Origin of the sequence: Pseudomonas asuensis (genome assembly GCF_014646755.1) — a bacterium.
In the GTDB taxonomy this organism is placed as follows: Bacteria; Pseudomonadota; Gammaproteobacteria; order Pseudomonadales; family Pseudomonadaceae; genus Chryseomonas; species Chryseomonas asuensis.
Genome location: NZ_BMNW01000003.1, coordinates 537959 through 552671, shown reverse-complemented (window position 1 = coordinate 552671; position 14713 = coordinate 537959). Strand labels below are relative to the sequence as shown.

Sequence of the window (14713 nt, the reverse complement as noted above, 5' to 3'; positions counted from 1 at the left end):
TTATTTTCCTCCTGCGTGACTGTGCAACCAGCCTAGCGCCTCTGCCACACTGTAGAAAGACCCCAGCACCACGATTTCATCGTCCTCTGTAGCACTTTCAACCGCTGCGCTCAATGCACCCATGATATTGTCGCAACACTGTACGGTCTGCCCTTGGTTATGCAGCTCTACAGCCAACTCTTGCGCAGCACGGCTTCTAGGCGTTGGTAGTTCAGCCACAAACCACTCGCTAACCAGTGGAAGCAGCGGCGCAATAACTCCCTGCAGATCCTTATCGGAAAGCAAACCAAACACAGCCAATCGCCGCCCTCTGGGCGGACGCACCGACAATCGCCTGGCCAGATATTCCACCGCATGAGGGTTATGGCCTACATCCAGTAGCAAGTGCACCTGCTTGTGACCAACACGTACTGGACGGCGATCTAGCCGCCCCGTTACATGCGTGTCAACAAGTGCCTGGACTATCTTCTCGGGCACCCATTCGATATCGAGCAGCGCATACGCCTGCAGAGCCAGCGCAGCGTTTTCCATAGGGAGGTCCAGGAACGGAATACCTGGCAATGTCAAAACATCACCATTGGCGGCGATACCCTTCCAAAACCAGCTGTTTGGCTCCATGAGGAGATCGAAGTCCTTACCCCGGCACAACAATGGAGTACCTAAGCGGCTAGCCTGCTCAAACAACGGAGCCGGCGGATCAAGATCACCGCATAAGGCAGGCTTTCCTGGACGGAAAATACCTGCTTTTTCAAACGCTACGCTTTCTCGAGTATTCCCCAGCCACTCCGCATGATCCAGGCCGATACTCGTTACAAGAGCAAGATCGGCATCGATCAGGTTAACCGCATCCAGACGACCACCAAGACCAACTTCCAAAACGACCACATCAAGCCTGGCACGCGCAAACAACCAAAAGGCCGCAAGCGTGCCCATCTCGAAATACGTTAGTGAGGTCTCTCCACGCGCAGCCTCAACGGCAGCAAACGCCTCACACAACGCCTGGTCATCAACCTCTTGCCCATCAATGGAAACACGCTCGTTATAGCGCAGTAAGTGAGGCGAGCTGTAAACACCAACGCGCAACCCTGACGCACCTAACAATCGAGCCAGGAACGCACAGGTTGATCCCTTACCATTTGTCCCCGTCACAGTAACGACGCGGGGGGCCAAGCGCCCCAGCGCAAGCGCCTGAGCCACCTTGCGTGAGCGGTCCAACCCCATATCAATGGCAGTAGGATGCAATTGTTCCAGGTAACTCAGCCAATCGGCCAGGGACTTGTTATTCATCAGGCTGCCGGGCTAGGAACGTTTTGTAGGGTAGCCAGTAACTTGGCAAGACGAGTGCGCAGCTCTGCACGCGGCACAATGATATCTACCGCACCATGCTCAAGCAGGAACTCACTACGCTGGAAACCTTCTGGAAGCTTTTCGCGTACCGTCTGTTCAATAACCCGAGGGCCTGCGAAGCCAATAAGCGCCTTGGGCTCAGCAACAATCACATCACCCAGCATGGCCAAACTAGCCGAAACACCGCCATAAACAGGGTCTGTTAATACAGAAATGAACGGAATACCTTCCTCACGCAGGTGCGCCAATACGGCGGAGGTTTTGGCCATCTGCATTAGAGAAATCAAGGCTTCTTGCATGCGAGCACCACCCGATGCCGAGAAGCAAATGAGCGGACAGCGCTGCTCAAGCGCCGCATTGGCTGCACGTACAAAGCGCTCACCTACCACAGCGCCCATGGAGCCACCCATGAATGAGAACTCAAATGCACAGACTGCAACGGGCATACCCATCAGCGAACCCGTCATGGCAATCAGAGCATCCTTTTCACCCGTCTCTTTTTGAGCGGCTACCAGGCGATCTTTATATTTCTTGCTATCTCGAAACTTGAGGCGATCAACAGGCTCAAGCTCAGCACCCAACTCTTCGCGACCCTCGGCATCCAAAAAGATATCCAGACGACGGCGGGCATTGATACGCATGTGATGACCACATTTCATGCAGACATCAAGGTTCTTTTCCAGCTCCGGGCGGTAAAGCACCGACTCGCAAGAAGGACACTTATGCCAAAGCCCTTCAGGTACAGAACTGCGTTTCACTTCGGAACGCATGATCGAAGGAATCAGTTTATCTACCAGCCAATTGCTCATGCATTACTCTCCACTTGCATGGGCTCGCATGTATCGAGCTTTAGCTCGAAACACAATCCCTGAGCGAATTATGAATTAATGGCAGGCGGAGATTAAGCAACATGCTTAACTCAACGACCCACCCAGGCTCTACCCTAACGGATTAGCCCAACCTAACCCCTACCCTTAATCATTGGGTAGAAAATCAATGATGACCCAAACTGAGTTCGGGCCTAATCTAGCCTGTTGACGGTCCTAGTCCGGTTGTCGTCACATGGTCTCACGTAGCCGCCTCAACATCAGCCACGCCTTACAGCATCAATGAATGCACGAACTTTTTCGTGATCCTTTATGCCTTTGGAGGCTTCTACCCCTCCGCTGACATCGACAGCATAAGGACGCACTCTGGCGATAGCATTGGCGACATTTTCAACTGCCAATCCTCCTGCCAACACAATGGGTTTACATAGCCCCTGTGGAACCTGAGCCCAATCGAATGCCTGCCCTGTCCCCCCCGGAATACCCTGCACATAAGTGTCGAGCAAGATAGCGCTTGCACTGGCGTATTCATGACAGCGGGCAGCAATATCCTCGCCCGGCTTCATCCTTAGGGCTTTCATGTAAGGGCGCCGATATCGCGAGCATTCGGCAGCCGTCTCGTCACCATGAAACTGCAGTAGATCAAGCGGCAAAGCATCCAGCGTTTCGTCAATTTCGCAGCGGGACGCATCCACGAAAAGCCCTACCGTTGTCACAAACGGAGGCAGTGCTGAAATGATGCGTTTGGCTTGAGCAACCGATACAGAACGGGGGCTTTTTTGATAAAAGACGAGCCCGATAGCATCGGCTCCCGCATGAGCGGCAGCCAATGCATCCTCGACGCAGGTGATTCCACAGATTTTCACGCGGACCGCTGACACGTCTTCTCACCCATACTGAAAAATCAGACGATGGTATCAGAAGGCAGAAACTTAGTCAGTTCGCTATATCAGGCAAGGCTGACAGAAAATGCGGCCCCAGGTAGCGATCGGGCAAGTCGAATTCCTCGGGGTATTCAACCCTGACCAGATACAGTCCATACGGGTGAGCTGTCACGCCTCCGGCCTTGCGATCACGTGCATGCAACACCTGAGCAGCCCATTCCACAGAACGTTCGCCAGCCCCAATCGTCATCAATACGCCAGCTATGTTTCGTACCATATGGTGTAAAAAGGCACTCGCCCTGATATCGAGAACAATAAAGCAGCCAAAAACCTGTACTTGCAAATGATGTACAGTTTTAACGGGTGACTTGGCCTGGCATTGTTGTGCACGAAACGATGTAAAATCGTGCGTTCCTACCAGCACCGAAGCAGCTCTTTGCATTCGCTCGACATCCAGTGGCCGGTGATTCCAGGTAACCTGTTCTGCCAAATGCGCCGGACGAATAGGATCGTTGTAAATCACATAGCGATATCGACGTGCAATCGCCGAAAAACGTGCATCAAAATGTCTGGGCATAGGTTTGGCCCATGTGACACTGATGTCTTTAGGCAGATTGGCATTTGCCCCCAGTACCCATGCATGAAGCGGACGGTCAACACAGGTGTCGAAATGCACAACCTGACCGCTAGCATGTACGGCTGCGTCTGTACGGCCTGCACAGGAAAGCGTTACGGGCTGAGCAGCCACGCGACTCAATGCTTTTTCAAGCGTTTCCTGAACTGACGAAACGCCAGCCTGCTGCCTTTGCCAGCCGCGGTAACGCGCTCCCATATATTCTACGCCAAGGGCTATCCTTGAAACGCCAGCGGCAGCCTCCTCGGCTGCCGCTGTGTTAACACTCTCAATCATACTTAACTCAACTGGGCCAACATCTCGCGAGCTTCATTACGCTGGGCATCACTACCTTCAGCCAAAATCTCATCAAGGATATCTTTTGCTCCATCTGCGTCGCCCATATCGATATAGGCACGCGCCAGATCCAGCTTGGTTGCCGTCTCATCTTCACCGGAGAGGAAGTCGAAATCGTCATCAAGGCTAGAGCCATTATCAGCAGAGAAACTGCCAAAGTCGGCAACATTTTCATCTTTGCGCTCTTCAGCCGCAACCTCTTCCCGAGCCTCAGAATCGACGTTTTCAAGATCAGCATTGGCACGCTGAAGCTCAGCCTCGAAGCTATGCTCCTGTGGAGTCACTACTTCATCAGCCTCACGGTCAGCTACTGGCTCAGCCTCATCAACAGAAAGATCAAAATCATCGGACAGATCATTTATATCTGAAGACTTGGTTTCGCTCTCAGGCAAATCAAGGCTGAAGTCATCCTCTGGAGCATGAACAGCAGGCTCATTAGAAGCGACAGACGTAGCGTTATGCTCCGAATCGTTCAAATCAAGCGAGAACTCATCATTCAGGGCCGTATGTTCAGTTACCGGACGATCCGAATCACTTGAAAGATCGAAGTTGAAGTCAAAGTCGTCATCCTTGGTAGCTTGAGCGGTTGTCTCTTCTGCCGTGAAATCGAAGGTATTTGCCTCCTCACGCACTACTTCCGGCTCTTCGGTCTCATCCAGCTTGAAATCATCGAAGTTCAGATCGAAATCATCATCCAGCTTTTCAGCACTAGCGGGCTCGTCAAGACGATGCTCCTCAGACTCACTGACCTCATGTGCAGCAGCCAGAGCTGCAGCACCTAGCACCGTTGCCGCAGCGGCAGCAGCCATTGCTGGGTAACGGGACTTAAGCTGCTCTACCTCAGTCTGAGAACCGCCAATCTCGCGCAGTTCATCTTCCTGGCGGATGAAACCATCACGGTCACCCATCTCGGCGTACACTTCCATAAGCTTCAAACGCAGATCAGTACGATGCGGCTCCTCATCGCTGGCCTTCTGCAGAACATCAGCAGCTTGATTGAAGCGTCCGTAGGCCATATAGATATCGGCTTGACCTAGTGCATCAGAAGCCTGCTTGGCATCAGCATTTTGATGATCCAGATTATTTTCGGACAGATCACTTATATCCAAGCCATCCAGACTGCTTTCATGGATGTCAGGGTCGACACGATAAGCCCCGATTGACTGTTCTTCCTCCAGCGCCGCTTCACGCTCGGCTTCACGCATGGCATTTCGACGGGAAATGACCATAAGAAGAACAAGCAGGGCCAGCAGCGCACTACCGCCAATTACGCCTAACCACAACGAGTTTCCAAATATCTGATCAAGGAAACTCGATGGCTCTTCAGCTGATTCAGCAGGCTGAGCCGGGGCCGCAGTGGCAGGCATGGCCGGCGCAGCGGAGGGAGTAGCCGGCTCTTCGGCTGGTTCGGCCTTATCACCCGTTGCCTCTGGCGCAGTATCTTCTGGCATAGTGGGAGGCACAGCATCCACTTGCTCAGGCATATTCTGCTCAACTACAGGTTGAGCAGGCTCGCCCTCTGGAGCTGCAGCTGGCGGAGTAATTACTGGAGCCGGAGCCTCTGCAGGCTCTGGTGTAGCGCCTTGATTAGCAGCCGAAGCCTGCAACTGTGCTAGCTGAGCATCTTTGAGCTGCATCAGCTTTTGTAATTTGTCTAGTTGGCTTTGCAGATCGCCCATGCGACTCTTCAGCTCTTCGTTTTCACGACGAGTCGAGTCTAGGCTTTCCTGCGTCACTGATAGCTTGTCAGCTAGAGCCTGATTGGTGCCGCTGTTTCCCTGATCGCTACCAGAAGCTGATTTTCCCTGCTGGCCGGAAAGCAGGCGCAGATTATCCTGCTGCTCCGCTGTAACAGGCTCATTCGCAGGACCTTGCTTGTTGGTAGCATCGATCTGCCGAGGAGAACCGGGAACATTGGCAGCGTCTGCCGCCTGAAGACCACCACGCCAAGCACGATTTTGAGCCGCTACTTCTTCCAGTGCCTGACGCTGTGAGCGCACTCTGATTTGCTCATCGTTAGGCAAACGAAGAACCTGCCCGCTCTTCATCAGGTTGATGTTATTGCTCAGGAAAGCACTTGGATTGCGATCTTGAATCGCCAGCATCATCTGATGTACAGATACGTTATCGCTAGGGCGAGTGCGATCAGCTACTTCCCATAACGTATCTTTCGGGCTGGTCCTATACTCGCCGCTCATGGTGACAGGCATACCCGTTGTGCTTGAGGGTACGGGGGTAGCCGCTGGACGCGGAGACATGGGTGCCGCTGGCGCTGTTACAGGTGCCACTGGTGCAGCTGCCGTTTGGGGCGTGTAAAGCGGTGGGTCTAATAGAACAGTGTACTCACGAAGCACACGCCCGCTCGGCCAGCTCACTTCCAGAAGGAAGTTCAAGTAAGGCTCACGGACAGGCCTGGACGAAGTAATGCGGATAACGCTACGCCCATCAGCACGGACTTCGGGCGTAAATTTAAGATCGGTCAGAAAATAATTTCTATCGACGCCGGCTTTACTGAAATCTTCAGGGGAAGCCAGAACGGGACGCAATTCTTCTGCTGAGAGGTCGCGAACATCCTTGAGGTCAATGACCGCATTGAATGGCTGATTCAGCGATGAATTCAAATGAATATCACCGAGGCCAAGACCATACGTCGCTCCTGACGCAAAGGCGGATGCCGCCGCGATTGCTAGCACTAATTTTCGAACCCGAACCATAGCTTTCCCTTATGATTTCTGTCGGCAGCAGATTTGCTTACCTAGGTACCGTTCAATATGGCTGACTAATTTAAACGGTACGCCTAGCCAATTATTTACTGATAAGTCTGCCCTAACTTAAATCAGTATCTTTTACAGATAATGTTTTATCAATAATTCAGCCGTTTGAACGGCATTAAGCGCGGCCGCCTTCCGGACATTATCTGAAACGATCCACATTTCAATTAGATGTGGATCGCTTGGATTATGTCTGACGCGTCCAATCAATATTTCATCACGTCCGATTGCATCCTCTACGGCCGTTGGATATTCCTCTGACTCAAACAATTCCACGGTTTCATGCTTAGAATAGGCCAAATTCAGATCTTTTATAGCCAATACATCACGTGTTTTAACCGTTACCGAAAGACTATCGCCAAAGAATACGGGAACCTGAATACAGCTTACTGCCAATAATCCAAGGTTATTACCCAATACCTCTGTGCACTCCTCCATGACCCTGTGCTCAAGTGCAGTATAGCCATCGGCTCGAGGTTCATCAGTCTGTGCTAGCACATTGAATGCCAACTGCTTGCCAAATACCCGTGGTTCCAATGGTCGCGCATTTAGCAGCTCGGTTGTCTGGCGCGCCAACTCTCGGATACCCGCCTTGCCCCGGCTAGAGGCTGCAAGACAAGCGGTGACGGTCGCTTGCTCAATGGCACTTTGATAGCATATTGGGGCTAGTGCGCTAATAAGTGCGGCGGCAGGCGCACTCGGCACAGACAACAGGCAGGGCCTCTCCTGCTTAGCGATAAGCTCAGCATTGACATCAGGCATTACGCGTGGAGCACGCGAACTGTCCAACGAACCTGTCAGATCAATGACCGAACATCCTGATTTAAATGCTTTTTCTGCCAAGGACCCAGCAACTGAAGCATCAGTAACCATAAAGGCAAGTTGAGCCTTGCCAAAATCAAAGTCGTCAGCTGCCGTTATGCGCAGGTTTCTGCCGCGAAAGGCAATAGACTGACCAACAGAGTCAGCTGACGCTGCTATATAAAGGTTGGCGAGCGGGAAATTGCGCTCTTCCAACAATGTCACTATGGCTTCGCCAACAGTGCCCGTTGCACCAACGACAACGACCGAAAGGGATGTGTTCATGTGCATGGCCTGAAATGAAAAAAGGCGGCACTGTAGCGGCCGCCTTTAAGACTTTCAATCACCGTGAGTCATAGAGCAACATGATCTCAGCGGAATGATGGGTGAAGCATCAACGCTCAAGCAGTATGCGCAGCATACGACGCAGCGGCTCAGCAGCACCCCATAACAACTGGTCGCCTACTGTAAAGGCTCCCAGATACCGGGACCCCATGTTCAGCTTACGCAGACGGCCTACCGGCACATTAAGCGTTCCCGTCACCGCAGCAGGCGTTAATTCGCGCACGCTGATTTCACGATGATTGGGTACAAGCTTAACCCATGGATTGTGTTGACTGATCAGGCCTTCAATGTCGGAAATCGGCACATCTTTATTAAGCTTGATGGTCAATGCTTGACTATGGCAACGCATGGCCCCAACACGGACGCAGATGCCATCGACAGGAATCGGGTTTTTAAAGCGAGCCAGAACCTTGTTTGTCTCAGCTTGCCCCTTCCACTCTTCACGGCTCTGACCATTAGGCAATTCCTTGTCAATCCAAGGAATCAGGCTTCCTGCAAGCGGAGCACCGAATTGCTCTACAGGGAAAGCTTCTCCACGCAGGGTTTCGGCAACTTTGCGATCGATATCCAGAATAGCACTGGCAGGATCTGCCAATTCATCAGCAACGCTTGCATGCGCTGCGCCCATCTGGCGAATCAGCTCACGCATGTTCTGAGCACCTGCCCCCGATGCCGCCTGGTAGGTCATAGCACTCATCCATTCGACCAGGCCTGCCTCGAACAGCCCGCCTAACGCCATCAGCATAAGGCTAACGGTGCAATTGCCACCAATGTAATTCTTGGTGCCCTCGTTAAGAGCCTGATCAATCACCCGGCGGTTTACCGGATCCAGGACAATTACCGCATCATCCTGCATACGCAAGCTGGAAGCAGCATCGATCCAATAACCATCCCAGCCAGCTTCCCGTAGCTTCGGGAAAACTTCACTGGTGTAGTCGCCGCCCTGACACGTAATAATCACGTCCAGGTTTTTCAGTTCTTCAATGCTGTAGGCATCTTTTAACGGAGCGATATCTTTTCCAATGGAAGGACCTTCGCCCCCTACATTGGAGGTGGTAAAGAACACGGGCTCGATCAAGTCGAAATCACGCTCATCCAGCATACGCTGCATGAGCACGGACCCCACCATACCGCGCCATCCGATTAAACCTACACGCTTCATTGCTACTACACCTTTTTTGGAAGTGGCGGCCGGAAGCGCTCCGGCCGGCCGTACAGATTACTCACTTGCGAGCGCGGCGACTACTGCCTCACCCATTTCGCGAGTACCTACTTTTTGACAGCCCGCAGACCAGATGTCCCCCGTACGCAAATTCTGGTCCAAGACACGGCTTACCGCCTGCTCAATGGCATCAGCTGCCTTTAACTGGTTGAAGCTGTAGCGAAGCATCATGGAGACGGAAAGAATTGTAGCCAGAGGATTAGCAATACCCTGACCTGCAATATCTGGAGCCGAGCCATGACAAGGCTCGTACATGCCTTTGTTATTGGCATCCAGAGATGCTGAAGGCAGCATGCCGATCGAGCCGGTCAGCATTGAAGCCTCATCCGACAAGATGTCGCCAAACATGTTATCCGTAACCATCACATCGAACTGCTTGGGCGCACGCACCAGCTGCATAGCCGCATTATCGACATACATATGGCTCAGCTCTACATCTGGGTAATCGCTGGCAACTTCCTCGACCACCTCACGCCACAACTGACTGGATTCCATAACATTGGCCTTGTCGACAGAACACAGCTTTTTGCCGCGTACGCGAGCCATTTCAAAGCTAACCCGTGCAATACGGCGGATCTCACTTTCGCTATAGGGAAGCGTGTTAAAGCCTTCACGCTCACCATTATCGAGCGTACGGATACCGCGGGGACCACCAAAGTAGATTCCACCAGTCAACTCACGCACGATTAGGATATCCAGCCCGGATACTACTTCCGGCTTGAGCGTAGACGCTTCAGCCAGCTGCGGATAAAGAATGGCAGGACGCAAATTGGCAAACAGCCCTAGGGAAGAGCGAATCTTGAGCAAACCTTTTTCAGGGCGGATAGCGCGGTCAAGCTTGTCCCATTTGGGGCCGCCAACCGCACCCAGTAGAACGGCATCTGCCGCTCGAGCCTTTTCAAGGGTCTCATCAGCCAACGGAACGCCATGCTTATCAATGGCCGCACCGCCAATCACGTCTTCGATCAGTTCAAAATCCAAAGAGAACATTTCGTTGACACGACTCAGAACCTTAACAGCCTCGGCCATGATTTCAGGACCAATGCCATCGCCTGGCAGAATGAGAATCTGCTTGCTCATTGTTATCTCACTTATCAGTGGAAAGTAAGAGCGGTGCAAAGCACCACTCAGATCATATAGGCTGAGCCCAAAGCACCATCACGTCGACGGTAAAGGAGCCATCCTTGTCGATTTCAAAATAATGGCGTACCTCTTGGCCAATCCGGCCCTGCACTGTGCGTATAGCCTGACGCATAGGTTCAGGTGTATTCATCCGTTCTGCCCACTCCAGGAAATTCAAGCGCAGCCGTTGACGAACACAGCGGGTAACCCCTAGACGGGCAACACCCAACATCTGAAGCCATTCCGCCATGGAGTAATCCCTGACGTGACTGTTATCACGCAAGATTTCCACCGTTTGAAGATAGGTGTCCAGCCGAGGATTGGCAGGTGAAATAACGTCCACGAACGCAGCCTGACCGTTAAAGCGCAGCACCCGCCGCACTTCGCTCAAGGCGGAGCCGATATCACGCCAATGATGCGCAGAGTATCGACTGAGAACGAAATCAAAACTGGCATCCCCAAACGGCAAACGCTCGGCCATCCCAGGCTGGACGCTGATATTATCAATGCCTCGCTCGCTCACCGTACGCTTGACAATAGCGAGCATTTCTTCGGACAGATCCAGCGCCACAACTGAACCGGCTACAGGCGCGATGTTGTAGCTGACATGGCCGGCTCCACACCCCAAATCCAAAACCTTCGCCTGCTCACGCTTGGCGACCTGCTCGCGCATCTCAAGTAGTTCAGAGCCCTGAGCATGGACATTGCTACCTAGATACGACTCGGCCATTGTGCCGAATTGGGTTTGGACGATTTGTTCGTGATCACCAGCCATATTGCCTACCTCATGCGTTTTGGAACAACCAGGGATTGGCCTGTCGGTACGTCTTCTCAAATGCCCTTATGGCATCCGCATCCTGCAAGGTAAGACCAATATCGTCTAACCCGTTAAGCAAGCAATGCTTGCGAAACTCGTCAATTTCAAAGGAAACGACTGTGCCATCCGGACGCTTGACGACCTGCGAGGCCAAATCAATTTCAAGGGTATACCCTTCTGTCGACTCAACCTGAGCGAAGAGTTCACTTACTTCGTGTTCTGGCAGGATGATTGGTAATAAACCGTTCTTGAAGCTGTTGTTAAAAAAGATATCCGCGAAGCTTGGAGCAATCACGGCACGAAAGCCATAACCGTCCAAAGCCCAGGGAGCATGCTCACGCGATGAACCACACCCGAAGTTCTCACGTGCCAAAAGAATACTAGCGCCCTCATAACGGGGCTGATTAAGTACAAAATCTGGATTAAGCGGGCGTTTGCTATTGTCCTGGCCGGGCTGCCCTACATCCAGGTAGCGCCACTCATCAAACAGGTTAGGGCCGAAGCCGGTCCGCTTGATGGACTTCAGAAACTGCTTGGGAATAATTTGATCCGTATCGACATTGGCACGATCCAGTGGTGCAACCAGGCCGGTGTGCTGAGTAAATGCTTGCATGGAATGCTCCTTAAGCGCGGCCGAACTCACGAACGTCAACGAAATGACCAGCAATTGCCGCTGCAGCGGCCATGGCCGGGCTCACCAGATGAGTACGGCCACCTGCCCCCTGACGTCCTTCGAAGTTACGGTTGGATGTAGAGGCACAATGCTCGCCGCTTTCGAGGCGGTCCGCGTTCATTGCCAGGCACATTGAGCAGCCCGGTTCACGCCACTCGAAACCTGCCTCGATAAAGACCTTATCCAAGCCTTCCTTCTCAGCTTGAGCCTTAACCAAGCCCGACCCAGGCACGACAAGGGCTTGCTTGATAGAGCCCGCCACCTTACGCCCTTTGGCAACAGCAGCCGCAGCGCGAAGATCTTCGATCCGGGAATTAGTGCAAGAGCCGATGAAGACACGATCCAGATGAATATCAGTAATGGGCTGGCTAGCCTGAAGCCCCATGTATTTCAAGGCACGCTCTATGGAGCCACGCCTTACCGCATCCTGCTCTTGAGCTGGGTCCGGAACGGACTGGTCAACGGCAACCACCATTTCAGGAGACGTTCCCCAACTGACCTGAGGCTTGATCTTGGCTGCATCCAGCTCGACGAAAGTGTCAAATACAGCGTCATCATCAGAAACCAGCCCACGCCATACCTCTACAGCTTGATCCCAATATTCAGGCGCAGGTGAAAAAGGACGTCCTTTGACATAATCGATAGTCGTCTGATCGACCGCCACCATGCCTACGCGCGCACCGGCCTCGATAGACATGTTGCAGATCGTCATCCGTCCTTCCATGGACAAGGCCCGAATGGCACTACCCGCAAACTCAATGGCATGGCCATTGCCGCCTGCCGTACCAATCTTGCCGATTACGGCCAGGATAATATCCTTAGCGGTTACACCAAACGGCAAGTCACCGTCAACGCGCACCAGCATGTTCCTCATCTTTTTGGCAACCAGGCACTGAGTTGCAAGCACGTGCTCAACTTCTGACGTTCCGATCCCGTGAGCCAAAGCGCCAAGCGCACCGTTAGTAGAGGTATGCGAGTCGCCACAAACCACAGTCATACCCGGCAGAATGGCACCTTGTTCCGGGCCAATGACATGCACGATCCCTTGGCGCACATCGTTCATCTTGAACTGCGTGATCCCGAAGTCATCACAGTTTTCATCGAGCGTACGAACCTGAATGCGAGACGTCTCATCCTTGATAGAGGCAATCCCTTCCTTACGATCTGGCGTAGTCGGCACGTTGTGGTCTGGCGTTGCCAGATTGGCACTCAGACGCCAAGGTTTACGCCCAGCCAGACGCAAGCCCTCAAATGCCTGAGGCGAAGTCACTTCGTGAATAATATGCCGGTCAATGTATAGCAGTGCCGAGCCATCATCGCGCTGCTTGACCAGGTGCATATCCCAGAGCTTGTCGTAAAGGGTCTTGCCAGCCATCACTTACATCCTCATCGGCATGTTTCTATGCCCTTAGGGCTTGTATGGATGATCCTAACGCTTGAGCATCTCATAAAACAAATTCATAATTTTCATGATATGCATAACCATTAGGAATCCAGTTTGGATCTAAATAACCTTAATGCTTTTATAGCAGTTGCGGAGTGCGGAAGTTTCTCCGAAGCGGGCGAGCGGCTTCATCTGACGCAACCGGCTGTCAGCAAACGAATAGCCAGCCTCGAACAACAGCTGAATACCCGCCTGTTTGATCGAATCGGACGGGAGATCAGCTTGACCGAGGCAGGTCGAGCCCTACTTCCCAGGGCGTATCAGGTCAAAGACGTACTGGCCGATACACGAAGGGCATTGGCTAACCTTAATGGCGAGACTGCCGGCAAACTGACCTTAGCCACTAGCCATCACATTGGACTGCATCGGCTTCCACCCGTGCTAAGGACCTTTACACGCCTTTATCCTAAGGTTTCTCTAGATATCCGCTTTCTCGATTCCGAAGCGGCTTATGAAGAGATACTGCAAGGGCGTGTTGAGCTTGCGATTATTACACTGGCGCCAGAGACAGCACCGCTCATCCAGGCCTCGCCTGTCTGGGATGACCCACTAGACTTTGTAGCGGCACCCGAGCATCCCCTGGCCCTGTCAGAACAGGTCAGCCTGGCGGATGTTGCTGCTCATCCAGCTGTTTTTCCAGGGGGAAATACATTTACCCATCACATAGTACGAGGGCTTTTCGAGGCACAGCAGCTCACCCCTAATATTGCAATGAGTACTAATTACTTAGAGACAATAAAAATGATGGTTTCTATCGGTATTGCCTGGAGCGTGTTGCCGCGAACGATGCTTGACGAGCAAGTAGTAAGGCTTCCACTGCCCGGAATAGAACTCAAACGCCGTCTGGGCTACATTGCCCACATGGAACGGACTCATTCCAATGCAGCAAAAGCATTCATGGACCTGTTGAACGACCTCCATAAATAAAAAGGGGACGTACGTAACGCCCCCCTTATGTAAGAGTCTCTAAATCATTCAGGCCGTCTAGCCTTCCAACACAGGCTTTTCGTCTGCACGTACTTGGCCATTGATGGCGATACGCTTGGGCTTGGCCTCTTCCGGTACTTCACGTACCAGATCAATGTTAAGCAGACCACTCTTCAAGCTCGCACCCTTCACCTCGATATGGTCGGCCAGGCGGAAGGACAGCTTGAACGCACGCTGTGCAATGCCCTGATGCAGATAGGTCACGCTCTCAGCGCTTTTCTCGCGGCGCCCGCTCTTCACAGTCAACACGCCCCGTTCCACTTCAAGCTCGAGGTCATTTTCGGCAAGGCCAGCAGCGGCAATCACAATACGGTAGTGATCGTCACCATGCTTTTCCACATTATAGGGTGGATAGGTGCTGCCCGACTCATTACGAAGAGCCGATTCGAACAGGTCATTGAAGCGGTCGAACCCAACGGAATGGCGGAACAGAGGAGCAAGAGAAAATGCAGTATTCATATGGAAATCTCCTGAAGCATCAGCAAGTTTCAAGCGGAGCCCGA

General features: G+C 52.6%; 13 protein-coding genes. 1 reads left to right on the top strand and 12 read right to left on the bottom strand.

What is annotated here, in order from left to right:
* The 11 genes from folC to leuC form a co-directional block, all read right to left on the bottom strand.
* Positions 1–1287: a bifunctional tetrahydrofolate synthase/dihydrofolate synthase gene (folC, locus tag IEX86_RS09335; protein ID WP_188865847.1), complete on the bottom strand. Its 1287-nt coding sequence runs from the start codon at positions 1285–1287 to the stop codon at positions 1–3.
* On the bottom strand, positions 1287–2156 hold the full coding sequence (gene accD / locus IEX86_RS09330) for an acetyl-CoA carboxylase, carboxyltransferase subunit beta (RefSeq protein WP_188865846.1): 870 nt from the start codon (positions 2154–2156) through the stop codon (positions 1287–1289). Before accD ends, folC begins: the two co-directional genes overlap by 1 nt.
* A 278-nt stretch (positions 2157–2434) precedes the next feature.
* A complete protein-coding gene (locus tag IEX86_RS09325; RefSeq protein ID WP_188865845.1) occupies positions 2435–3055 on the bottom strand; it encodes a phosphoribosylanthranilate isomerase in 621 nt (206 codons plus the stop codon).
* A gap of 55 nt (positions 3056–3110) precedes the next feature.
* Entirely contained in the window at positions 3111–3968 is an 858-nt protein-coding gene (truA, locus tag IEX86_RS09320; protein ID WP_188865844.1) for a tRNA pseudouridine(38-40) synthase TruA, read from the bottom strand.
* Positions 3969–3970: 2 nt separating this feature from the next.
* Entirely contained in the window at positions 3971–6742 is a 2772-nt protein-coding gene (locus IEX86_RS09315) for a motility hub landmark protein FimV (RefSeq protein ID WP_188865843.1), read from the bottom strand.
* 132 nt (positions 6743–6874) lie between these two features.
* A complete protein-coding gene (locus IEX86_RS09310) occupies positions 6875–7885 on the bottom strand; it encodes an aspartate-semialdehyde dehydrogenase (protein ID WP_188865842.1) in 1011 nt (336 codons plus the stop codon).
* A 109-nt stretch (positions 7886–7994) separates the two neighbouring features.
* Positions 7995–9107 (bottom strand): aspartate-semialdehyde dehydrogenase, encoded by a 1113-nt coding sequence (asd, locus tag IEX86_RS09305; protein WP_188865841.1) that lies wholly within the window; start codon positions 9105–9107, stop codon positions 7995–7997.
* Positions 9108–9164: 57 nt separating this feature from the next.
* Complete coding sequence (gene leuB, locus IEX86_RS09300) at positions 9165–10247, bottom strand: 3-isopropylmalate dehydrogenase (protein WP_188865840.1); 1083 nt, start codon at positions 10245–10247, stop codon at positions 9165–9167.
* A 52-nt stretch (positions 10248–10299) separates the two neighbouring features.
* Positions 10300–11064 (bottom strand): class I SAM-dependent methyltransferase, encoded by a 765-nt coding sequence (locus IEX86_RS09295; RefSeq protein WP_188865839.1) that lies wholly within the window; start codon positions 11062–11064, stop codon positions 10300–10302.
* Positions 11065–11074: 10 nt separating this feature from the next.
* Positions 11075–11719, bottom strand: a complete 645-nt coding sequence (leuD, locus tag IEX86_RS09290) for a 3-isopropylmalate dehydratase small subunit (RefSeq protein WP_188865838.1) — start codon at positions 11717–11719, stop codon at positions 11075–11077.
* A gap of 10 nt (positions 11720–11729) precedes the next feature.
* Positions 11730–13154 (bottom strand): 3-isopropylmalate dehydratase large subunit, encoded by a 1425-nt coding sequence (gene leuC / locus IEX86_RS09285; RefSeq protein WP_188865837.1) that lies wholly within the window; start codon positions 13152–13154, stop codon positions 11730–11732.
* Positions 13155–13277: 123 nt separating this feature from the next.
* On the opposite strand from leuC, the gene IEX86_RS09280 reads away from it, so the two are divergent.
* Entirely contained in the window at positions 13278–14150 is an 873-nt protein-coding gene (locus tag IEX86_RS09280) for a LysR family transcriptional regulator (RefSeq protein WP_188865836.1), read from the top strand.
* Between the two features lie 57 nt (positions 14151–14207).
* Here the strand turns inward: IEX86_RS09280 and IEX86_RS09275 are convergent, their stop codons facing one another.
* Entirely contained in the window at positions 14208–14669 is a 462-nt protein-coding gene (locus tag IEX86_RS09275) for an Hsp20 family protein (protein ID WP_188865835.1), read from the bottom strand.
* Between the last annotated feature and the right edge of the window lie 44 nt (positions 14670–14713).